Annotated in this window: 20 protein-coding genes and 1 tRNA gene; 2 read left to right on the top strand and 19 right to left on the bottom strand. The window is 62.5% G+C overall.

Translation table 11 applies throughout. From position 1 onward, the window contains the following. Position 1 precedes the first annotated feature (1 nt). The 13 genes from ispD to Q8K99_03240 all read right to left on the bottom strand — a co-directional run bounded on the left by ispD (position 2) and on the right by Q8K99_03240 (position 14,368). On the bottom strand, positions 2 to 724 hold the full coding sequence (gene ispD, locus Q8K99_03300; protein MDP2181579.1) for a 2-C-methyl-D-erythritol 4-phosphate cytidylyltransferase: 723 nt from the start codon (positions 722 to 724) through the stop codon (positions 2 to 4). Next, positions 717 to 1,793: a TRAM domain-containing protein gene (locus Q8K99_03295; GenBank protein ID MDP2181578.1), complete on the bottom strand. Its 1,077-nt coding sequence runs from the start codon at positions 1,791 to 1,793 to the stop codon at positions 717 to 719. Before Q8K99_03295 ends, ispD begins: the two co-directional genes overlap by 8 nt. 158 nt (positions 1,794 to 1,951) lie before the next feature. Further along, a complete protein-coding gene (gene disA, locus Q8K99_03290; protein MDP2181577.1) occupies positions 1,952 to 3,037 on the bottom strand; it encodes a DNA integrity scanning diadenylate cyclase DisA in 1,086 nt (361 codons plus the stop codon). Positions 3,038 to 3,133: 96 nt separating this feature from the next. Then, complete coding sequence (radA, locus tag Q8K99_03285; GenBank protein MDP2181576.1) at positions 3,134 to 4,504, bottom strand: DNA repair protein RadA; 1,371 nt, start codon at positions 4,502 to 4,504, stop codon at positions 3,134 to 3,136. Between the two features lie 6 nt (positions 4,505 to 4,510). After that, positions 4,511 to 7,051, bottom strand: a complete 2,541-nt coding sequence (locus Q8K99_03280; GenBank protein MDP2181575.1) for an ATP-dependent Clp protease ATP-binding subunit — start codon at positions 7,049 to 7,051, stop codon at positions 4,511 to 4,513. A gap of 188 nt (positions 7,052 to 7,239) precedes the next feature. After that, positions 7,240 to 8,757, bottom strand: coding sequence for a lysine--tRNA ligase (gene lysS, locus Q8K99_03275; GenBank protein ID MDP2181574.1), 1,518 nt, complete (start codon positions 8,755 to 8,757; stop codon positions 7,240 to 7,242). A 3-nt stretch (positions 8,758 to 8,760) separates the two neighbouring features. Further along, positions 8,761 to 9,234, bottom strand: a complete 474-nt coding sequence (gene greA / locus Q8K99_03270; protein ID MDP2181573.1) for a transcription elongation factor GreA — start codon at positions 9,232 to 9,234, stop codon at positions 8,761 to 8,763. A 149-nt stretch (positions 9,235 to 9,383) separates the two neighbouring features. Then, on the bottom strand, positions 9,384 to 9,635 hold the full coding sequence (locus Q8K99_03265; GenBank protein MDP2181572.1) for a twin-arginine translocase TatA/TatE family subunit: 252 nt from the start codon (positions 9,633 to 9,635) through the stop codon (positions 9,384 to 9,386). A gap of 83 nt (positions 9,636 to 9,718) precedes the next feature. Next, a complete protein-coding gene (locus Q8K99_03260; protein ID MDP2181571.1) occupies positions 9,719 to 10,372 on the bottom strand; it encodes a redox-sensing transcriptional repressor Rex in 654 nt (217 codons plus the stop codon). 107 nt (positions 10,373 to 10,479) lie between these two features. Beyond that, positions 10,480 to 11,604, bottom strand: a complete 1,125-nt coding sequence (locus Q8K99_03255; GenBank protein MDP2181570.1) for a site-2 protease family protein — start codon at positions 11,602 to 11,604, stop codon at positions 10,480 to 10,482. 28 nt (positions 11,605 to 11,632) lie between these two features. Beyond that, positions 11,633 to 12,427: an S-methyl-5'-thioadenosine phosphorylase gene (locus tag Q8K99_03250; protein ID MDP2181569.1), complete on the bottom strand. Its 795-nt coding sequence runs from the start codon at positions 12,425 to 12,427 to the stop codon at positions 11,633 to 11,635. Positions 12,428 to 12,498: 71 nt separating this feature from the next. Beyond that, positions 12,499 to 13,503, bottom strand: a complete 1,005-nt coding sequence (locus Q8K99_03245) for an HD domain-containing protein (GenBank protein ID MDP2181568.1) — start codon at positions 13,501 to 13,503, stop codon at positions 12,499 to 12,501. Positions 13,504 to 13,561: 58 nt separating this feature from the next. Then, a complete protein-coding gene (locus Q8K99_03240; GenBank protein MDP2181567.1) occupies positions 13,562 to 14,368 on the bottom strand; it encodes an SAM-dependent chlorinase/fluorinase in 807 nt (268 codons plus the stop codon). Positions 14,369 to 14,511: 143 nt separating this feature from the next. Here Q8K99_03240 and Q8K99_03235 point away from each other — a divergent pair, with 143 nt between their 5' ends. Next, positions 14,512 to 14,967 carry a hypothetical protein gene (locus tag Q8K99_03235; GenBank protein ID MDP2181566.1) on the top strand — a complete coding sequence of 152 codons (456 nt, stop codon included), beginning with the start codon at positions 14,512 to 14,514 and terminating at the stop codon, positions 14,965 to 14,967. A gap of 11 nt (positions 14,968 to 14,978) precedes the next feature. On the opposite strand, the gene Q8K99_03230 is transcribed toward Q8K99_03235, so the two are convergent. From Q8K99_03230 to Q8K99_03205, 6 genes are all read right to left on the bottom strand, one after another. Beyond that, entirely contained in the window at positions 14,979 to 15,218 is a 240-nt protein-coding gene (locus Q8K99_03230) for a hypothetical protein (GenBank protein ID MDP2181565.1), read from the bottom strand. Between the two features lie 98 nt (positions 15,219 to 15,316). Then, entirely contained in the window at positions 15,317 to 16,006 is a 690-nt protein-coding gene (locus tag Q8K99_03225; GenBank protein ID MDP2181564.1) for a DUF2085 domain-containing protein, read from the bottom strand. Positions 16,007 to 16,067: 61 nt separating this feature from the next. Beyond that, positions 16,068 to 16,144: transfer RNA gene (locus tag Q8K99_03220), tRNA-Pro, on the bottom strand. Between the two features lie 158 nt (positions 16,145 to 16,302). Further along, positions 16,303 to 18,435 carry a NapC/NirT family cytochrome c gene (locus tag Q8K99_03215; protein MDP2181563.1) on the bottom strand — a complete coding sequence of 711 codons (2,133 nt, stop codon included), beginning with the start codon at positions 18,433 to 18,435 and terminating at the stop codon, positions 16,303 to 16,305. 176 nt (positions 18,436 to 18,611) lie between these two features. Beyond that, on the bottom strand, positions 18,612 to 19,079 hold the full coding sequence (locus tag Q8K99_03210; GenBank protein ID MDP2181562.1) for a RidA family protein: 468 nt from the start codon (positions 19,077 to 19,079) through the stop codon (positions 18,612 to 18,614). A 5-nt stretch (positions 19,080 to 19,084) separates the two neighbouring features. Then, the gene (locus Q8K99_03205) at positions 19,085 to 20,245 is read right to left on the bottom strand and encodes a methyl-accepting chemotaxis protein (protein ID MDP2181561.1); all 1,161 of its coding nucleotides are present in this window, start codon (positions 20,243 to 20,245) and stop codon (positions 19,085 to 19,087) included. 456 nt (positions 20,246 to 20,701) lie between these two features. Between Q8K99_03205 and Q8K99_03200 the strand changes: the two genes are divergently transcribed. Continuing rightward, positions 20,702 to 20,959, top strand: coding sequence for a DUF1462 family protein (locus Q8K99_03200; protein MDP2181560.1), 258 nt, complete (start codon positions 20,702 to 20,704; stop codon positions 20,957 to 20,959). Positions 20,960 to 20,974 lie beyond the last annotated feature (15 nt).

Genomic DNA, 20,974 nt, shown 5'->3' with positions numbered 1-20,974 from the left:
GTCACTCACCTTCCCTGCATGCAAGCAATGCCTCGACGACCGCCAGGTCCTCGGCCACCGTCACCTTCAGATTGTCTCGTGGACCTTCGAGCATCACCACTCGACCTCCAGCCGCTTCGACAAGCGATGCATCGTCAGTGCCCTCAAGCCCCTCTTCTTGTGCCCGCGAGTACGCCGACCGAAGCACCTCGGCCCGGAACACCTGCGGGGTCTGTGCAACCCAGTACTCTCCTCGATCGGGCGTGACGACTACCCTGTTGCCGTCCACTACCTTGAGCGTGTCGAATGCGGGGTGCCCAACGACGACGCCCTCGCTATCGGACGATGACTCCAGGAGCGTCACCGCAGAATCGATGACCTCGGGAGTGATGAGAGGGCGCGCGCCATCGTGCACGATGATCGTCCGCGCACTCGCCGGAACCGCCGACAGTCCGTGTCGTACCGAGTCCTGCCTCGTGTCACCACCAGGGACTACTCCGATGAGCCGTGTCGCTTCCACGTGTTGCTCGGCTGCTGCCCGGTACTCATCGAGCTGCTCCGGGTGCGCCACAACGATGATGGCATCGACGCTCTCGGCCCGGTCGAAGGCGCGCACCGTGTGCCCGAGAACCGGCGCACATCCCGCCTCGACGAGCTGCTTTCCCTCCTCGCGGCCGAACCGTTCGCCGGTTCCACCGGCGACTATCAGCGCGACAACTGAGGGCTGACCTGCGCCGTCAGTCATCGGTCCGGTCCTCGGCCAGGCCACAGAATCGGGAGAACACCATGCGTCCGGCCGAAGTCTGCAGAACGGACGTGACTTCCACCTCGGCAGTACGACCGACCTTGTCCTGTGCGTCCTGGATGACGACCATCGTGCCGTCCTCGAGGTAGCCAACTCCCTGACCGGCTTCCTTTCCCTCCCGGGCAACCTTCAGCATGAGCTTCTCCCCCGGCAAGTGCGAAGGCTTGAGCGAGGCCGCGATCTCATTGAGGTTGATGGCGGCAATCCCGCGCGCTCTGGCGACCTTCGTGAGGTTGTAGTCAACGGTGATGAGTGCGCCACCACTGTCCTCGGCAAGTCGCAGAAGCTTGGCATCGACATCTGGTGAAGTCGGATAGTCTGCCTCGAATATCTGTGGAGCATTCGTTCCCTGCAGCCGCGCAAGAAGATCGAGCCCACGACGGCCCCTGGAGCGCTTCGAATCGTCAGCGGAGTCCGCAAGGGTCTGAAGCTCGACCAGCACAAAGCGCGGAACGCGCAGCGTCCCCTCGAGGACCCCCAGCTCCACAAGCTCGGCGTAGCGCCCGTCGATGATGGCACTTGTGTCAAGCAGCTTCGCGGGGACAGCCGGATTCGGGCCCGCATCGGTACCGGTGGGGTTCAGTCGCGGGAATACCGACATGACGTCATCGCGTTTGAGCAGGGCGACGCGCACGCCTAGTGCCGCGCACAACACGAACAGCAGTACCATCGCCGAGACGGCAAGCCAGACCGGCTGCACAAAGCGAAGCGGGGCAGAGGCAAGGAACGCCACAACCAGGCCGATGACGAGGCCGATGACACCAAGCGTGATATCCGCTGGCGATAGATCGCGAAGGCGATTCTCTGCATGCGAGTAGGCGATAGTGAATTCGCGGCCCATGATGCCGCCCAGGACGTACCCGATGGCCGTGCCAAGGATGAGGAGGATTAGGATGACGAGATAAGGGGGGAAACCAGTGGTGGCCGACCAATCGATATATCCTGATACCGCATACCCGCCCAACGCGCCCGCCGTGGTGAACACGAACCGGGTGATTTGGACGATCATCTTCTATGGAGCTCACGTGCGCACGCGCACGCGCGTCCTTCACCTCCCCCGAGAGACAGGGCCCGCCGGGCGCGGACCGACATGTGGATTCTACCACATCTCGCAGTGCAGACCCAGCAAACACCAGCGTGTTTGCGCAGCTCAAACCCCTTGGGATGTCACCCGGCGAGGTGCGTTCTCATCCGTGATAGACCCTCACGGATCGCCTTCGCCCTGCGCGCACCTACGCCGTCGACCTCGTCCAGGTCGTCCTCGCTGGCAAGCACGAGACGTGGCACACTGCCAAACCGCTCCACAATGCGATTGACAACCGAACCGGGCAGAGCAGGGATGCGACGAAGCACCCGGTAGCCCCGTGAGGCGACATGGTCTTCGGCGCCCCGCGAATCCGCCGAGAGTCCAAGGGCCTCGGCCACGGGTTCGGCTTCCAGAAGCTGCTCGGTGCTGAGTGCCACCAACTGGTTGCGGATAGCCGTCGCCTTGCGCGGCGCCGGATCGGCAGCGTAGTCGCGCAGGAGGAGGAGGTACTCCTCGTCGACATTCGCCGTAAGCTCCTCGGCCTGCATCCTGACCAGACGGCCCTCGGTGCCGAGCTCGGCGATGTAGCGCACGACCTCCCGTGCCACGCGCTGCACCATCTCGAAGCGCCCGATGACATCGATGAGGTCGCCGACCGTAGCCATGTCGTCGAACTCGAGAAGCGTGAGTCGCTCGAGGACCTCGTCGAGGCGAACACGATATCGCTGGAGAGTCTGTAGCGCCTGGTTCGCCTTGGCGAGCACGACATCGATCTCCTGAAGGATGATTCTGTTCCCGCCGAGGTAGAGGCTTACGTCATCGCGGCGCTGAGAGATCGAGATCACGAGGGCACCGGTCTGACGACTTACCCGCTCGGCAGTGCGATGGCGCATGCCGGTCTCGGTGGTCGGCAGACTCGCGTCAGGAACCAGGTGAACGTTGGCGCGACTGATCTTCTCGCAAGCCGCATCGATGATGATCGCCCCGTCCATCTTGGCCAGCTCGAACAGCCGTTGGGGAGAGAAAGGCGTGTTGATGTCGAAGCCGCCGCTGCATAGCGCGTCCACGTGGGCGCCATCGCCGATGACGATGAGCGCGCCGGTGCGTGCCGAGATGATGAAGTCGAGCCCCTCTCGGAGCTGGGTTCCCGGCGCGACTTTCTCGAGTTCCGCGCGCAGAAGGTCCTCTGGCTTGCCCGCCACCGGTCCACCCTTCCCCGCACGCATAGCGGCGTCTCCTCGGCTGCTGTCACCCTGATTCTGCCACGTTGCCGCCGGTTCACCAAGATTGGGCCGCCGGTCGCCGTGTGCCGGAAGGCTGCGCTAGGTATGCGACGCAGGATTCGTGAGCAACGAGAGAGCTTCCGACAGCGTCGACACGTTCGCGACTTCAACACCCGGCGGCACACTGACTCCGGCCGGCACCCTGGCGAGAACTGACCTCAGCCCGTGGCCCGCCGCCTCCTTGAAACGTGCCTCGGAGTGAGGAACCGGTCTGACGCGACCGGTCAGGTCGATCTCCCCGAAGGCCGCCATCGAGACCGGCACAGGCGTGTCGCGAAGCGCCGAGGCTACCGCGATGGCGAGCGGCAAGTCCACCGAAGGCTCCGCGATGCGCACGCCACCTGCCGCGGAAACGTACACGTCGTGCGAGCCCAAGACCAGACCGCAGCGCCGCTCGAGCACGGCAAGCACTTGCAGAAGTCGCGATGTCTCCACGCCGGTCGCGAGGCGCCTGGGCACCTGAAGATACGAAGGCGTCACAAGTGCCTGAACCTCTACGAGCAAAGGCCGCGAGCCCTCCATCGTCGGCATGACGACCGAGCCGGGTACCGGTTCCGCCCTCTCGCCAAGAAGCAATGCAGAGGGATTCCCAACGCCCGTGAGCCCGCGTTCACCCATTTCGAAGATCCCGATCTCCGAGACCGAGCCAAAGCGATTCTTGACCGCCCGCACTATGCGAAACGCATGGTCCGAATCGCCTTCGAAATAGAGCACGGTGTCCACCATGTGCTCGAGGACCCGGGGACCCGCGATTGCTCCGTCCTTGGTCACATGCCCGACGATGAGCGTGGTCACCCCGAGGTCCTTGGCAATCCTCATCAAACGCGCAGTGCAGGCACGAACCTGACCGACGCTGCCGGGAGAGGATGCAAGTTCCGGGTCATACGCAGTCTGGATCGAGTCCACAACCACGAGGTCGGGATGCGTCTCTCGCACTTCGGCTTCGACCGCGGTAACGTCGACCTCGGGAAGCAGCGAGATGCGATCCGCCTCGACACCCAGTCTCCGGGCGCGCATGCCGATTTGAGATGGAGACTCCTCGCCACACACGTAGAGCACCCGCTTGCCGCTCGCAGAGAGCGACTCCGAAGCCTGCAGAAGAAGTGTGGACTTGCCGATTCCGGGTTCCCCGCCGATGAGAACGAGTGATCCCTCCACAAGTCCTCCGCCAAGCACCCTGTCCAGTTCGATGACTCCGGTCGGCAATCGTCGTTCGGCCTCCGCACCCATGTCGGAAAGCGTGACGGCGGCAGCCCGGGGACGGGAGGGAGCGCCGCCCGAGTGCGAAGGCTGCTCTATCTCCTCGACATAGGTTCCGTATTCGGCGCAGTCGGGGCATCGCCCCAGCCACTTCGGTGCCGACGCGCCGCACTGCTGGCAGCGCCAGACCGTACGCGTCCTGGCGCACACGGCGTGCTACTCGCCAACGCCGCCAGCGGCGGCCCCGGAACCCGAAGACGACGAACGCTTCGGGACGCTGGGCTGTGGGGTCTTCTCCGCCTTCTTGGCCTTCGCCGGAGGCGTTCCCTCTCCCTTTCGGAACGAGGGCTTGCCATCCTCGACATGCACTTCGATGACGTCGCCGGGTTGCCACTGGCCGGCGAGAATCTGCTCGGACAGCTGATCCTCCAGCAGTCGCTGTATCGCACGGCGAAGCGGCCGCGCCCCGAGAGCAGAGTCGAAGCCCTCGGCTGCAAGAAGATCGCGCGCATCCGCGGTGAGCGTAAGGCCCATTCCATGCACGAGGAGCTGGTCGCGAAGGCGATCGACCATCAGGTCCACGATCGACTTGATCTCCTCGCTGTCCAGATCGTGGAAGACGATGACCTCGTCAACGCGGTTCAGGAACTCAGGACGGAACATCTTCTTGAGCTCGCCGGTCACGCGCTCCTTGAGGGTGTCATACGACAACCCGGTGGTCTCCTGCGCCGAGAACCCGAGGGACTGGCCCTTCACGATGTCGCGAGCGCCGACGTTGCTCGTCATGATCACGATCGAGTTCTTGAAGTCGACCTTGCGGCCCTGCGCGTCGGTAAGACGACCCTCTTCGAGAATCTGAAGCAGGACGTTGAAGACGTCCGGATGCGCCTTCTCGATCTCATCGAAGAGGACCACCGAGTACGGCTTGCGCCGAACCTGCTCGGTAAGCTGCCCCCCCTCGTCGAATCCAACGTACCCGGGCGGCGATCCGATGAGGCGCGAGACCGTGTGCTTCTCCATGTACTCGGACATGTCGAGCGAGATGAGCGCGTCCTCACTGCCGAAGAGGAACTCCGCGAGAGCCTTGGCAAGCTCTGTCTTCCCAACACCGGAGGGCCCCAGGAAGATGAAAGATCCCGCTGGACGCCGCGGATCCTTGAGGCCGGCGCGGGCGCGACGAATCGCCTTGCTGACCGCGGTGACGGCCTCATCCTGTCCGACGATGCGCTCGTGCACGCTCGCTTCCATGCGCAGGAGCTTCTCGGTCTCTTCCTCGGTCAGTGCGGTGACCGGCACACCGGTCCACATGGAGACGACCTCCGCGATCTCGCGCTCGGTCACCTCGACCACCCGACGGTTGTCGGGTTTGAGCCACTCCTCTTCCATTCCGCGCTTCTCCGTCAAGATCTGCTTCTCCTTGTCGCGCAGACTCGCAGCCTTCTCGAATTCCTGCGCCTCGATCGCACCCTCCTTCTCGGCACGGACACGGCGAAGCCGATCCTCGATCTCCTTGATACCCGGGGGAGCGGTCATCATCTTGATGCGCATCTTGGACCCGGCCTCGTCGATAAGATCGATCGCCTTGTCGGGTAGGAAGCGGTCGGAGATGTAGCGGTCTGCGAGCGTGGCAGCGGCATCAATGGCCGCGTCGGTGATCGAGACGCGGTGGTGCGCTTCATAGCGATCGCGAAGGCCCTTGAGGATCTCGACGGTCTCCTCAACGGTCGGTTCACCGACGGTGATCGGCTGGAAGCGGCGCTCCAGCGCGGGATCCTTCTCGACGTACTTGCGATACTCGTCAAGAGTCGTGGCGCCTATGGTCTGGAGCTCGCCCCGGGCGAGAGAGGGCTTGATGATAGACGCAGCATCGATGGCGCCTTCAGCCGCTCCAGCGCCGACAAGCGTGTGCATCTCGTCCACGAATAGGATGACGTCGCCCCGCTCGCGAATCTCCTTGATGACTTTCTTCAGACGGTCTTCGAACTCGCCGCGGTACTTGGAGCCCGCGACAAGCGCCGCCAGATCGAGCGTGTAGAGTTGCTTGTCCTTGATGGTCTCCGGGACCTCATCGTTGGAGATTGCCTGCGCAAGACCCTCCGCAACGGCCGTCTTGCCGACCCCCGGCTCGCCGATGAGCACCGGGTTGTTCTTCGTACGCCGCGACAGGATCTGCATGACGCGCTCGATCTCGCGCTCACGACCGATGACGGGATCGAGTTTGCCGTCCTTGGCAGCGCGTGTGAGATTGCGACCGAACTCGTCTAGCAAGGCACCGGTGCCGCCGCGTCCGCGCTCCTCGCCGGCCTCGGCTTGCTTGCCGTAGTGACCGGACAGCAGCTGGATGACGGCCGACCGCACCTTCTCCAGATCGGCTCCGAGGTTCAGAAGGACCTGCGCGGCCACGCCCTCCCCCTCGCGAATCAAGCCGAGGAGGATGTGCTCGGTGCCTATGTAGTTGTGTCCCAGCTGCAGGGCCTCGCGCAAAGAGAGTTCAAGTACCTTCTTCGCGCGTGGGGTGAACGGGATGTGACCCGTTGGCACGAAGGTCCCCCTGCCGATGAGCTCTTCGACCTGGGTGTGCACATCCTCGAGGGAGATGCTCAACGACTCCAGAGCCTTGGCGGCGATTCCGTCCTGCTCGCGAATCAGACCGAGCAGCAGGTGCTCGGTGCCGATGTAGTTCTGGTTGAGCATCCGGGCTTCTTCCTGGGCGTACACAACGACCCGGCGAGCCTTCTCTGTGAACCGTTCGAACATCGGACAACTCCCCTTTATCTGGATCGGCCGCGTCCCGCGACCGCGATTCTCGATTGACAGGGTTAGTATACCCGCCCTGCCGTGCCCGCGTGGCGAACGCAAGGGACATCGAGCAAGTCAAATGCCATGATGTGAGTCCGTCAGACTCAGATGCGACCGAAGCGTGCGCGCGCCCGTCGTGGCCGACCCTAGCCCCGTTCGCTCTCCGGGCGCATGTGCGGGAACAACAACACATCGCGGATGGATGGTGAGTCCGTGAGAAGCATGACCAACCGGTCGATGCCGATGCCAAGACCACCCGCCGGAGGCATGCCGTACTCCTGTGCCCGGAGATAGTCGCCGTCCACCCACATCGCCTCGTCGTCGCCAGCTGCTTTCACAGCAGCCTGTGCCTCGAATCGTGCCCTCTGGTCGACGGGGTCGACAAGCTCCGAGAAAGCGTTTGCAAACTCGCGGCCGGTGACAATGAGTTCGAACCGGTCGGTGAGCTCCGGGTCATCGTCGTTTCGCCGGGCAAGCGGCGAGGTCTCTGCAGGATACAGTGTCACGAATGTCGGCTGAACGAGCGTGTGCTCCACAAGCTTCTCGAACAGTTCATTCAGGATCTTGCCGCTGCCCCACGCGGACTCAACCGCAATCTCGTACTGCTCGCACAGCCCGGCCAATTCGCCGGCGGGCGTGCGCACCCCCACATCGCGACCAACCGCTTCGCTCACAAGTTCAGCCATCGTAGCCTGCCGCCATGGGGATACCAGGGAGACCAGAGTCCCCTGGTACTCAAGCTCCAGCTTGCCGAGAACCTCCTCGGCGACGGATGTGATGAGTGACTCGGTCAACTCGCGCATCGTCTCCATATCGCCGAAAGCCTGGTACGCCTCCAGCATCGTGAACTCGGGATTGTGCCTGGGAGACATGCCTTCATTGCGGAAGGAGCGGTTGATCTCGTAGACGCGCTCAAAGCCGCCGACCAGCAGACGCTTAAGGTAGAGCTCTGGCGCGATCCGCAGAAAGAACTCCATGTCGAGCGCATTGTGATGCGTCGCGAAGGGCCTCGCCGTCGCCCCGCCAGGGATGGGGTGGAGCATTGGCGTCTCTACCTCTACGAAGGATCGGTCCTCCATGAAGCGCCTGATTGCGGCAATGATGCGGAACCGCGTCTCAAAGACGGCACGGACCTCCGGATTCGCGATCAGATCGACGTAGCGCTGCCTGTAGCGCGTCTCGGTATCGGTGAGTCCGTGGAACTTCTCGGGAAGCGGCCGAAGCGACTTGGAGAGGAGCTCTACCGTGGCGGGCACGACCGACAGCTCTCCCCGGCGCGTTCGTACGACGATTCCGGTTGCACCGACCCAATCGCCGAGGTCAAGATCGAGCACTCGCACGAAATCCTCTTCGCCAAGGACGTTCACACGGCAGAAGAGCTGAAGATCCCCTGTTGCGTCGCGAATGACGATGAAGGCGAGCTTGCCCTGCTCGCGCTTGGCCACGACGCGTCCCGCGACCGATACGACCGTCCCAGTCTCCTCGCCAGGACCCAGGGACTCGTGCTTCTCGGCCAAGGACGCGGCACGGGCGGTGACATCGAAGCGGGAGCTGTATGGAACCTGGCCCGTCTCTCTGAGACGGTCGAGCTTCGCCCGGCGGACCGCGAACGGATCGTCACTCGATCCGGCCTCGGGGGCACCTGTCCGCTCGACTTCGTCCATTCGCTAGCGGGTGATCTTGCGGACCGTGTACTCCAGAACTCGACCGGAGGGTGTGTTCACCTTTACGGTCTGCCCCTTCTTGGAGCCCATGATCGCCTGCCCGACGGGAGATTCGTTCGAGATGCGGTCGCGCGCCGGGTCGGCCTCGGCCGAGCCGACGAGCTGGTAGACGTGTACGTCACTGTTGTCGGCGTCTTGAAGCTCGACGCGGCAACCGAGAGCGACCTTGTCGCTCTTCTTGGGGGATTCGATGATGGTCGCATGCGCGAGGATCTGATTGACCTCGGCGATGCGGCTCTCCACCCATGCCTGCTCGTTCTTCGCATCGTCGTACTCGGAGTTTTCGGACAGGTCCCCGAACTCCTTGGCTTCCTTGATGCGTTCTCCGACTTCACGACGACGGACGGTCTCGAGATGGTGCAGTTCCTCTTCGAGCCGTACCTGGCCTTCGCGGGTAAGCGCAACCTCTTTGTGCATGCCTTCGGACTCCCTGCTGGGTCTTTGCCGGCGACTAACCGGCTCTCCCTGCTAGCGGACGGGCTGCCCTACAACAGGCAGCCCGAAAATGTCCACGAAAGTATAACCGAAAACCCGGTTCCGGCAAGTCCGGTGCGAAAGGTCGAGGACTACTCCTCGTCCTCTTCCTCGTCCTTGGCGGCGGCCTTCTTCTTGGGAGTAGCCTCTTCGTCTTCGTTCTCGTCCTCGCCGTCGTCCTTGTCCACGCCATCGCGAATCGCTTTGACTGTCTTGCCGATGGACTTCCCGAGCTGCGGCAAGCGCTTCGGGCCGAACAGAACGAGAACGATCAGAAGAATGATGCCCAATTCCATAGGCCCGAGTCCAAGAATCGGGCCTATCGCCAGCGGTAGAACACTCATGATGCCTCCATCTTCGAAGCAAGCCGCTTCCGTCAGCCGACCGTGGGCCAGCGTGAACACCTCGGGTTAATGTAGCACCACCTTCAGGCGTGCGCCACGGTTTCGGTACGTGACAGGTAGTACAGCGTGTGTAGCAGCTCCCGCACCGGGTCCGTGTTGTGAAGCGTTACGCCCTCCGGCACCCTCACCATGACCGAGGTGTAGTTCAGGAGAACCTTGATGTCGACCTCACACATCCGATCCGCTACAGTCTGGGCCGCCTCAGGAGGAACGGCCACGATTCCAATGCGAATGCCCTGCTCTTCGACAACGCGCCTCATGTTGGCGATGTCCTGGACGATGATATCGCCGATTCGAGTCCCTATCTTCGTCGGGCTGTTGTCGAAGATCGCGGCCACTATGAACCCCCTGGCCCGCAGCCCATTGTACGCGGCGATCGCTGACCCGAGATGACCCGCTCCGACGAGGATGATCCGGTGCGTGTGGTCCGAACCGAGGATCCTTTGGATGCGATCGATCAGCAGTACGATCTCGTAGCCGACACCGCGCTTGCCAAAAGAACCGAAGTGGGTGAGGTCTCGTCGAATCTGCGCGGGATTGATGTCAGTCAGCTCCCCGAGCCTTGCCGAGGACACCGTGTAGCACCCGTCCTGTCGAAGCTGAATGAGCACGCTCAGGTACGTCGGAAGACGCTCTATCACGCCTTCAGGTATCCGATCCTTGTCTATTGCACTCACTGGTGAGTCCCGCCGACGCATCCCTGAATGTGAATATAGTAACAATAGTTACAAATGTGAACAAGGCCGTATGCCACGTTTCGCTCCATGGCACGGCCGACCCGGGATCAAACGCCCTCACCCGCTGAATCCTGCAGAGCCGAGACAACATCGGCACGTGTGACGATGCCCACCACGTGCCCGTCGCGCACCACAAGAAGGGCGCCGGGGCGGTCCTTTCCGAGGCTCACGAGCACGTCGTCAACTGGCGTGCTGTCGTCAACGACGAGTCTCGCGAGATCGCGGTCGGCCGCTTGTCCCGCGGTCATCCGGTGCCACTCCTCCTGCGGCACCAGCTTCACCTGCGGCAGGGAGACGAGGCCCACCACGCGGCCGTCCTCGACAACAGGATACCGGCTGTGCCGATCGCCCAGAAAGCGCTCGTGAACGAGCGCATAGAGAGTGGTATCGCCACTGACGACTACAGGATTCGGGGACATGATGGAGCCAACATCCACCTTGGCAAGATGCGACTTGACGACCTGCTGGCGATAGGATCCCTCGGCCAGGAACGTGATGAACCATCCGACGAGACCTGTCCAGATCATCTGCGTCATCCCGCTGAGCACGCCGACCACGGCCCCGCCGATCATCAGGTAGCCAATGACCTGACCGGCCCTGCTCGCCCAGCGCGTCGCTTTGAGGATGTCATGACTCGCTGCCCAAAGAATCGCCCTGAGCACCCGTCCACCGTCCAGGGGGAAGCCCGGCAGCATGTTGAAGACGGCAAGGGACAGGTTGATGAGCGCGAGATACTCCAACGGCCCCCAGACCCGGTCACTCACACCCGCGAATGCAAGAACGGCGTAGACAGCGAAGAAGAGCGCTGCCAGGAGGAGGCTCGCTCCCGGTCCGGCAACGGCCATGACAAGCTCCCGCCCGGGACTGCGCGGCTCCTCGTCCATTTGCGCCAGGCCGCCGAAGATGAAGAGCGTGATCTTCGATATCTTGATGCCGCCCGCCCGTGCCACCAGGCAGTGGCTCATCTCGTGAACGAGAATCGAGGCGAAGAACAGCAGCGCCGTCAGAACGCCGTTGAGGAGCGCCACACCGACAGGCCAGTCGAACACGGCCGGAAACACATTGAATGACAGCAGGCCAGCGAACAATGCGAAGGCAATCAGCCAGGTCGGATGTGCCTCGATGGGAATGCCCAGGAGCCGTCCCAGGCGAAACTGCGGCAGATTGAACACGCGTGCTCCGTCCGTGACCTTCGCTGTGCTAGAACGCGGCGCCATCCAGAGCATGTGCACACGAGCAATCACGACTGACCGGCAATCCCGGAATCATCGTGTACAGCAGGTCTCTGACCTTGGCGTTGTTCTCGTTGAAGACCCTCACGACTTCGTCATTGGTTACGGGCTCGGCGCCCTCTGCACCGGCATCATGGTCGGTGATCAGCGAGATGTTGCAGTAGCAGATCTCCATTTCCCGTGCGAGGTAGCATTCCGGGTACTGCGTCATGTTGATGACTTCCCAGCCCTGCGACGCGAACCACTTGGATTCCGAGCGTGTTGAGAAACGTGGACCCTGGATCACAACGACGGTTCCAGTCGGGTGGGCCTCGATGCCGCGCTTCCTCGCGGACTCGATCGCGACCTGTCTCATCGTCGGGCAGTAGGGATCTGCAGATGATACGTGGGTGGTGATTGGACCGTCGAAGAACGTGTCCTTTCGACCCCACGTGCGGTCAACGAACTGATCGCAGATGACGAAGTCACCAGGCTTCACGCCCTGCTGCAGCGAACCGCAGGCATTCGGGCCGATGATGCGCCCGACCCCAAGCTGTTTCATCGCATAGACGTTCGCACGGTAGTTGATCATGTGCGGAGGCAGCTGATGCTCCTTGCCGTGCCGCGGGAGGAAGGCGACACCCCTGCCACCGATCTCGCCGTACATGACTGGCGACGACGGCGATCCGTATGGCGTGTTGACTCGAACCTCACGGGGGTTGTCGAGAAGCTCGTAGAAGCCACTGCCGCCAAAGACTCCGATCTCGACCTGAGGGTAATCCATGAAGCTGCTCCTTCTTCGTGAGCTTGAACGAAATGCACCGTCGATTGTAGTCTACTTCCCCGGCGTGCGGCTTAGGCCATCGCAAGAAGGTACTCATCATCTTCTCGCGCGGGAGACGGTCGATCAGCGTCTGCGGGAGTCGGCACCGAAAGAGGACGCCTGAACAGGTTGTCCGCGTCAGTCCAGCGCTCCTCGACCGAAGAGGCATGCGGCAGGAGCGCAATGAAGCCCGCTGCTTTCGCGTCCATGTTGTCAGCGTGATGCAGCGCGAGCGCTTCAACGGTCGACGGCCTCTTGGGAGACCCCCACTCCAGCTCACCGTGATGCGAGAGGAGCGCGTGAGAGAGTCGCGTGAGGGTCCGCGGCGAGACACCCGGACACTTGCGTGCAACAGCCTCACGCATTCGCCGCTCTCCAAGCACCACATGGCCAAGGAGGCGACCTTCGTCCGTGTACTCGATCGAGGTGCGGAACTGAAGCTCGTCGGTCTTGCCGATATCGTGCAGAAGCGCCGCAGTGACCAGCATGTCACGGTCGACTTCGTCGTACAGGGCCGCGAGGTGGCGACAGATCGAGGCCACTGCGACCGTGTGCTCAAGAAGACCGCCCACGTAGGCATGGTGGTATGTCTGGGCACCGGGACATGTCGAGAATCTCTCGAGGAACTGCGTGTCCCCGAACACGGCTCTGAGCACACGGCCCAGGTCCCGATCGCGCACGGACCTCACAAGGCCCTTGAACTCGGCTTGAGTCTCTGCGCGCTCTCTCTTGGGCCCGGGCAGCAGGTCCGTGACCTCGTATCTGGAGGCTACTGCCATATGCTCGACTGAGACACGCTTGCGGCCCCGGTAGACGGTCACGATGCCCGTTACGCGTACGACTGAATGTGTCGGAACCGCCGACTCCTGCGCTGAAGGCCGGAACAGAACCGCCGGAATCCTGCCTGACCGGTCGGAGAGCTCAAGCGCGAGATACGCCTCGCCCGTGCGTGTGCTACGCATCTCTCGCGTCGACAACGCGAACACCGCATCCACGCGCGCGCCCTCGGCCAACTCTCGAACGAATTGCGCCTTCATTGCCGACCCTCTCGCCGATCACCGCTGTTTGTGCCAGGGTACCGCGCGGGTCTGACAATCAGAGGAGGGCCTTCACCCGTACCGAGACGCCAGGCTCCACTCCATAGCGGTCCGCCGCGTTGTCCATGCAAAGCGCCAGGGTGAGCCAACCGGAAGAATCGACGAGCGCGACCGGCTCTCCTTGTGCCACGTCAAAGAAGGTCCTGCCAAAAGGAACCTCCGCAACAACATGCCCGAAGGACAGCTCAAGCCTTTCGGGACGGAGTCCAAAGGCCTCGATATCCCGGGCGGACAGGCTCACCCGGACAGATCCGAACCGATCGATGTCCACAACCTCGGCAATGACCGTGCCGTTCTCCACGCGACTCGACTTGAAAGGTGCCGGCGCAAGAACGTCAGGATCCACAGGATGGCCAAGCGCGGAAGGTTCTACTCCGCAAGCAAGCGCAGCTGCTGCCGGCGCAAGAACGTCTCGTGCGTGGAACGTCGCCAGGGGAGCGTGGAAGTCGATCTGCTCGGACTCTATGGCGTATGCCTCCGCCACGCCGCCAGCTCTTTCGGCGGCAGGCATCAGCACGCCGTTGTCCGGCCCCACGAGACTCGTACCTCCGCGCGTGACGATGCACAGGTCCTCTCTCTCCCCTCCCACCCCGGGGTCCACAACTACCAGGTGGATCGCGTCGGGAAGCTGGTACACCCCCGCTGCCGCGACTGCGGCTCCTTTCCGGATATCGAAGGGTGGTATCTCGTGCGCAAGATCGACGACATGCACCATGGGGCAGGCCCTGAAGATGACTGCGCGGCAGACTCCTACCCATGTGTCGCCCAACCCGAAGTCAGAAACGAAGCAGATGATGTTTTGCACGCTACCCCCATCTAGAGAACGGGCCTTCCTTTCGAATATATGCCCCTCTCGTCCGAGACATGTGCCGGTGCGGAGGAAGCGCCCCCTGCTCTCGACTGCCTGATGGACTAGTATGGACGCGAAACCGTCGAAAGGATGGCGCTGTGAGGTCGATTGATCGGCTCGTGGTGTCTGTTGTGCTCGCAGTATCACTCTCCGCATGCACCGTCGTCCTGGTCGGATGCAATCAGAAGATGCAGTACTCCGATCGGGGTGGCTCGTACACACGCGAGGAAGTGATCTCTGTGTTTGACGCTGTAGCCGAGCCGTCTTTCCTCGGACGCCCGACTGAGGAGGCCGATGATCTCCGCCAGAGCCAGCTCTCCTCGTTGCGTTCGAAGGGCGAAGAAGCTTCCGCCCTCGCCACGCTGCTGACCGAGCAGTTCCCCGGCGAGTCCCGCAGCGTTCCCTACTATGCCGAGGCGGCGGTCGTCGGCGGAACAGACGCGTGGATCGTGCTCGAGGCGTGGGGGTCTGAGGGAAAGAACATCGATCGACTGCGGTTGTGGGCGTTCGACCGGGCCACAGGGGACGTGCTCACCTCGGCCGCGCGCAATTAGAAGAGAACAACCTAGAGCGGGAAGACCAGCGAGATCGCATCCCGGTTGACAGCGAGATACGCAGGCTCGTACAGCAGCGCATCTGTCTTCAGATCGAACACCTTGGCATCGGTAAGCGCGAAGAAGTCCTTGGCCTTCGAATTCAGAGCATCCGTGAGCCTGCTGCCTGAGAGTACGTACATTTCGCCTTCAACGCGGTGAGAATCGGTCGCGATCACAACACGCACTCTGTCTTTGTTCGTGTAGACCACCGCACGTCCCCCTTCGCGAATGCCGTCCTCTATCGACTGTACCGCACGCAACTAGGTTTGAGAACCGTATGTCTACCGAAGTGTTCATGCATGACACGCTACGAGACTGCTCCCGCTAGGCCGAGCAGGAACCCGCGCACTGATGCTGCGACGGCGAGCTCCGCAAAGGACACGACGATCGCGAGGAAGACGGCCACAAGTATCTCCCGTTTGCACGATGCCCTCTGATCGAACGGCGGAAGAAGCGCAACCAGAACGAGGTTCACCGAAGCGAAGGTCATGACTATGGATGCCCCTACAGCGATCGCGTAGATCACGCCTGCTCGGGGCCCGGCCCACCACAGGACGGCGAAGGCGGCTGGTAACGCCGCCAGGTATGCGACACCCTGTCCCGGGCCGCCGAGAACGCGTCCTGCCCCCGGACGGCGCCACAACTGACTGTTCAGCAACGGGACCGTGTATGCGGCGATCGCGAATCCCATCGCTAGGCCCGTCGCGAGTCTCAGCGCGTTGGTGCTCTCCCGCAAGCCGAACAGTTGGGTCGCCCCGTCGACTGCTGCCGACAGAAGCCCTACGCCGAGCCACACACCGAGCCACGCCGGCGGAAGCTCCGAAGACCTCCGCTCCCTGTCGAGAGCCACAATCAAGAGGAAGGCCATCGCGAAACCCATGTAGCTCCCGGTATCACGGGCGCACACCGGGAGCTGCAACGCACCGCCGAAGAAGGACCGCTCCGGAAGCTGGTGACACAGGCCATAGCCGAGCCATCTGAGGAACGCCGCAATCATCTGGACTCCGAAAGACGAAACGGCAGACCGACATGATGTCAGCCTGCCGCCGTTGTCATCCTGGTCGGGATGGCGGGATTCGAACCCACGGCCTCTGCGTCCCGAACGCAGCGCTCTACCAAGCTGAGCCACATCCCGACGAGGCGCTATGATACACGGTCGGTTGGCCAGGGGCAAAACCCGGAGTCACGACACCTCTTCGCACACCTGGCCGGGCCGCTCCGGACGAAGAATCACGAGGGCCTGGCTCCGCTGTTGCGGAGCCAGGCCCGTCGCCGATCGCTCTTCTCTCAAGGCTAGTTCTTGAGGTACTTGCCAGCCTCACGTACGTGGCAGTACGAGCAGGTCGTCTCCTCATGGCACTCGAAGCAGGGCGCAGCGCCGGACTTCTTGACCGTAGCCGGGTGGTAGTTCACCCAAGGCGGCTTCGCACCGTCGTACCCGTGGTGGCATTTGTTGCAGAACCGCGTGCTGTGACAGTTCTCACAGGTCGCCTTCTTGAGGCTCTTGTTCTTGAAGCCTGCCTGGTGAACGCCACCATTGCCCTTGCCCTCGGCACCGTAGCCATCGGGGTGCGGCATCTCAAGCTTGTGGCAGCTCTGGCAGAACTTGGCCTTCGCGCCCCCGCTGCCGTGGCAGTAGGTGCAGCCGTCGGGCTGCTTCTCAAAGCTGGAGGGATGGATGGCGGGCTTGTTCAGAGATGGACGCTTCGTCCAGCCCTTCACCTTGTGCGAGACCGGAACGACCTTCTTCGAGGTGTGGCAGTCGACGCAGAAGTCCTGCTTGTGACACTTCTCGAGACAGCCTGTACCACCGTTCTTGTTGACGATCGGGCCGTGGACCTTCAGCCAAGGCGTACCGTTGACAGCACCCTCGTGGTGACAGTCGCTGCAAAGCTCCTTGAAGGTGTGGCAGTTCGCACAGACCTTCCGGTTGCTGCGACCGGTCTTGGCATGGAAGTCCTTGAACTCCTGCTGGTGCGGCATCTCGAGCGCATGGCAACCCTTGCAGAACTTGTTGCCGTTCGGCTCGTCCGGGCCGTGGCAGACCTCGCACGAAGTAGGCTGGGCCTTGAAGCCCTCGGCATGGACGCCGAGCGCCTCCGCCTTCTTGCGCAACCAGTCCTTGGCGGTGTGTGAGGACGGCACCGGCTTCTTCTTGGTGTGGCAATCCGAACAGAACGTCGTCTTGTGACATGCCTCGAGACACAGATCGACGCCGTTGGCGGTGACCGTCTTGGCGTGCTGGGTCTCCCAGACGACCGCGGGATCGTACTTCCAGTTCGACTTCGTGCCATGGTGGCAATCGTTGCAGAACTTGAAGCCGGTCTTGGTGACCTGGTGACACATGTCGCACTTGTCGAGCTTCGTCTTCACGAGCTCGGGGTGGGACTTGTCGACGAATTCCTTGGGGTGCGGGAGCTCCATGCCATGGCAGCTGTCGCAGAAACTCTGCTTGTGGCACGTAGAGCAGTAGTTCACCTGAGCCAGCGGGGGCATTGCCGCAACCCACTCGCTCTCCGCCCCGCCACCGGAAGCATAGGCCTTCTCGGGGCCGAGGAGAGACGCGCCGTTCTTGCTCTCGGTGGCCTCTTCGGAGCCTTCCTCGCCCTTGGTGGCCTCTTCGCTCTTGCCCTCGGTGGCCTCTCCGCCCTCTTCTCCGTGGGCACCCTCGGCCACGGCTTCCTCTACACGCTTGATCTCGGTGAGCGCCATGTCCGCGTGGCCGCGTGGATAGAAGTCGCCCTTGAAGTGGCTCTCGGGCTTGAGCTCGAAGTCCGCAGGATGGCACTTAGCACACGCACCGGGCGCCTTCGCGCCGCTCTCAAGACCGTGGCACCGGAAACACGCGGTCATCTCCATGAAGTCAGCGTGCTTGTAGGCTAGTTCTCCGGTCTTTGGGTTCTTGGTGATGGGTTCCCAGTCGCCGCTTTCGTCATGCGCGACACGGTTGTGACAAAGCGTGCAGTGGACGCCCTCTTCCGAGTGGATCTCGTGGTTGATGATGATACCAGGTCCCGGAGTGATCTCACGGTTCTCCGAGTGACACTGGGTGCACTGCTTCTCCGGCATCAAAGCCAGCGCCACGTGGGACTCGGGATTGAGCGGATTCTCATAGTTGTTCGTGAGGGTGTGAATGCCGCCGAGAATACCGGCCTCCGCCTTGTGAATCACGAACGTGATCGGATCCGCTTGGACAGGCATGTGGCACGCCAGACACGAGATCTTTGAGTGCGCCGAGCGGTTGTAGGCGGAGATAGAGTCGTCCTGCACCTTGTGACACACGTTCGCGCAGAACCAGTAGGTCGATGTCACCCCCAGGGCAACGACGACGAAGGCCGCGAACAGAAGGACGACAACGCCCGTCCAAATGATGTACCGCGGCCGTCGGACCGGGTCCTTGAACCCGGCCAGCGAGATCTTGACCATACACACCTCTCCTTGCTCACCTCGGGGCCAGCATACGCACGTGAAAGACGGCACATGCGTCCGCCTAACTCGCAACGATATAAGAACCCGCCCTATGACTCAACAGAAACACGCAACACGCAGGGAAACTCATCCCCCATCTTCTTCTGCGCCCGGCGCGCAATTCCTGTCCACTGCTACCGCATCGGCTTCAACTTAAACACGACTGAGATCTCAACTGGAGAGTCCAAGGGCAGTCGCGCGACTCCCACCGCTTCGCGAGCATGCTTCCCGCTGTCACCGAATGCGATCACGAGCACCTCGCTGGCGCCGTTCACCACTGCAGGTTGCGCGATGAATCTCTCCGCCGAAGCGACGTATCCGACCACCTTCACGACGGCAGCCACATCATTGAGATCGCACACCGTCGACGCCGCCGCAAGCGCATTCAGAGCGCACTGGCGCGCACATTCCCGGGCCACATCCTGGTCCACTTCCTCTCCGACGAGCCCCGACGTGATGAGAGTGCCGTTGCGCATCGGAAGCTGGCCGGACGTGAAGACGAGGTCGCCGCTCCTGACCGCCGGAACATACTCGCCAAGGGCGACCGGGGGATCCGGCAGCACGAGACCCTCGCGCTCGAGGTTATGTAGGGGACCGGCCACGACAGCTACCGGCTCATGAGGCGGTCGGCCAACATGTTCAAGTCCATGATGGCAGCAGCGATCTGCCTGGAGCTCTCCGCCGCATGCTGGCTGACCTGGGCGACCTCTTTCATCGAGAGAACGACCTGGTCCGAGGCGGTACGCTGCTGCTGAGTGGCAATGGATATCTGCTTGGCGGCATCTGTGGTCTTCTCGACCTGATGCACGATGTTCTCGAGTGAATCGGCGGTCCGCACCGCGAGATCCTTGCCTTCGGTCACCTTCTTCGCTGCCCGTTCGGTGGACATGATCAACTGCGAGGTCGAAGCCTGAATCTCCCGCACGACGCGTCCGATCTCCTGAGTGGACTCGGTCACGGAGTCCGCCAGCTTCCGAATCTCCTCGGCGACGACTGCGAACCCCTTGCCCGCCTCCCCTGCACGGGCCGCCTCGATGGCAGCGTTCAGTGCCAGGATCTTCGTCTGCTCTGCGATGTCGTCGATGATCACCAGCACGCGCCCGATCTCCTGACTGCGGTCGCCTAGCGCAAGAATGCGATCGGAGGATGCCTGCGTCGTCTGGCGGATCTCCTCGATTCCCTCGGCGGTGTCCGCAACGGCCTGCATGCCCTCCTCGGCGCTCGCAAGGGTCCGCTCCGCGACTGCCACCACTGAACTCGAGTTCTCCGCGATCTGCTTCGATGTCTGGGCCAACTCCTCGACCGTCGCCGAGGTCTGCGTCACCGCTGCCGCCTGCTCCGACGCCCCGGTGGCCTGCTCCTCGGTGGCCGAAAGCACCTCCGCAGTGAGCGCTCTCATGTCGTTGTTGACCGCCTGCGCACCCTCGAGCATCACGTGGAGTCTGCGAAGCAGGCCAAGGATCTCGTGCTGGAGATCGTCGACCGTACCCTCGCTCCTGAGGTCGAAGCCGAACTCCTTGCGTGCACTGTCAACGACCTCGCGAAACAGCCTGACTCCCGTGCGAACCGCGACTAGAACACACATCATCCCAAGCAGGAGACCTGCCACGATGCACAGCAGGCAGAACACGATCCACGCCGAAGCGCTCTTGGGAGTCACAAAGACACCCGCGACCAGTGGAAACGCGACGCCGATGGCAACTCCCGCCGCAAGCATGTACGCGAGCAACCGCTTGTTGGTGGCGGTGAGCTTCAGGATCCTGGCCAAGGGGGTCTCCCGTTCTCGACTGGAGCATCAACACATAGTAACAGGGCGGCAGGTTGTCACCGTATACCCCTATGGGTATACTACAGGTGAACGAGGCTTGCGTCCGATGACGCAGTCGGCCCCGAAAGGAGTCCCACACCCACATGACCACTGTGACTATCGACAACGAGAGATGTGACAGATCGCCTGGATGCCCTTCGCGCCGGGTATGCCCCACTGGCGCTATCGTCCCCCTTGATGGAGGCCCGTATCCTGGGGCAAACGGGTATTCTGTGGTTGATGAGCTGTGCCGCGGATGCGCGGTATGTGCTCGAGTGTGTGCCGGCGGCGCCGTCCATCTGGGCTGAGAGCGAGGTACTTGTGACTGAACCTGCCATCCTGGTCGAGGTCTTCGACCTGCCTGCCCAGACCGCATGCTTCAGTGGGGGTTGAGGCCCCTCCTGGTCTCCGGAGGAGATCACGGCCATCATCCGCCAGGAGATGGACCGCCGCTTCGAAGGAAGCGCGCGCATCGAGTACGTGAACGTGCAGGAAGAGGAGATTCGCTCCGAGCGCGGTGCCCTGATCGATGAGATCGAGGCGCGCGGATTGCTCTACCCTGTCACAGTCATCGACGGAGTCCCCGTGTATGACGGCGCCGTGTCCTACCCGGCCATCCTCCGGGCCGTTGGCGACAAGTTGTCCTCGGCGGAATCGCCTGCAAGTACTGCCTGACACGGACGGGCTGAC

It is taken from the genome of Actinomycetota bacterium, assembly GCA_030682655.1.
In the GTDB taxonomy this organism is placed as follows: Bacteria; Actinomycetota; Coriobacteriia; order Anaerosomatales; family JAUXNU01; genus JAUXNU01.
The sequence above is the reverse complement of the archived record's forward strand: the minus strand, read 5'-3'. Positions and strand labels throughout refer to the sequence as shown.

Bases quoted from the DNA above. Each gene is read 5' to 3' on its own strand.
- ispD (MDP2181579.1), bottom strand. From the start codon at position 724: ATGACTGACGGCGCAGGTCAGCCCTCAGTTGTCGCGCTGATAGTCGCC.
- Q8K99_03295 (MDP2181578.1), bottom strand. From the start codon at position 1,793: ATGATCGTCCAAATCACCCGGTTCGTGTTCACCACGGCGGGCGCGTTG.
- disA (MDP2181577.1), bottom strand. From the start codon at position 3,037: ATGCGTGCGGGGAAGGGTGGACCGGTGGCGGGCAAGCCAGAGGACCTT.
- Q8K99_03280 (MDP2181575.1), bottom strand. From the start codon at position 7,051: ATGTTCGAACGGTTCACAGAGAAGGCTCGCCGGGTCGTTGTGTACGCC.
- lysS (MDP2181574.1), bottom strand. From the start codon at position 8,757: ATGGACGAAGTCGAGCGGACAGGTGCCCCCGAGGCCGGATCGAGTGAC.
- greA (MDP2181573.1), bottom strand. From the start codon at position 9,234: ATGCACAAAGAGGTTGCGCTTACCCGCGAAGGCCAGGTACGGCTCGAA.
- Q8K99_03265 (MDP2181572.1), bottom strand. From the start codon at position 9,635: ATGAGTGTTCTACCGCTGGCGATAGGCCCGATTCTTGGACTCGGGCCT.
- Q8K99_03250 (MDP2181569.1), bottom strand. From the start codon at position 12,427: ATGGATTACCCTCAGGTCGAGATCGGAGTCTTTGGCGGCAGTGGCTTC.
- Q8K99_03245 (MDP2181568.1), bottom strand. From the start codon at position 13,503: ATGAAGGCGCAATTCGTTCGAGAGTTGGCCGAGGGCGCGCGCGTGGAT.
- Q8K99_03225 (MDP2181564.1), bottom strand. From the start codon at position 16,006: ATGATTGCGGCGTTCCTCAGATGGCTCGGCTATGGCCTGTGTCACCAG.
- Q8K99_03215 (MDP2181563.1), bottom strand. From the start codon at position 18,435: ATGGTCAAGATCTCGCTGGCCGGGTTCAAGGACCCGGTCCGACGGCCG.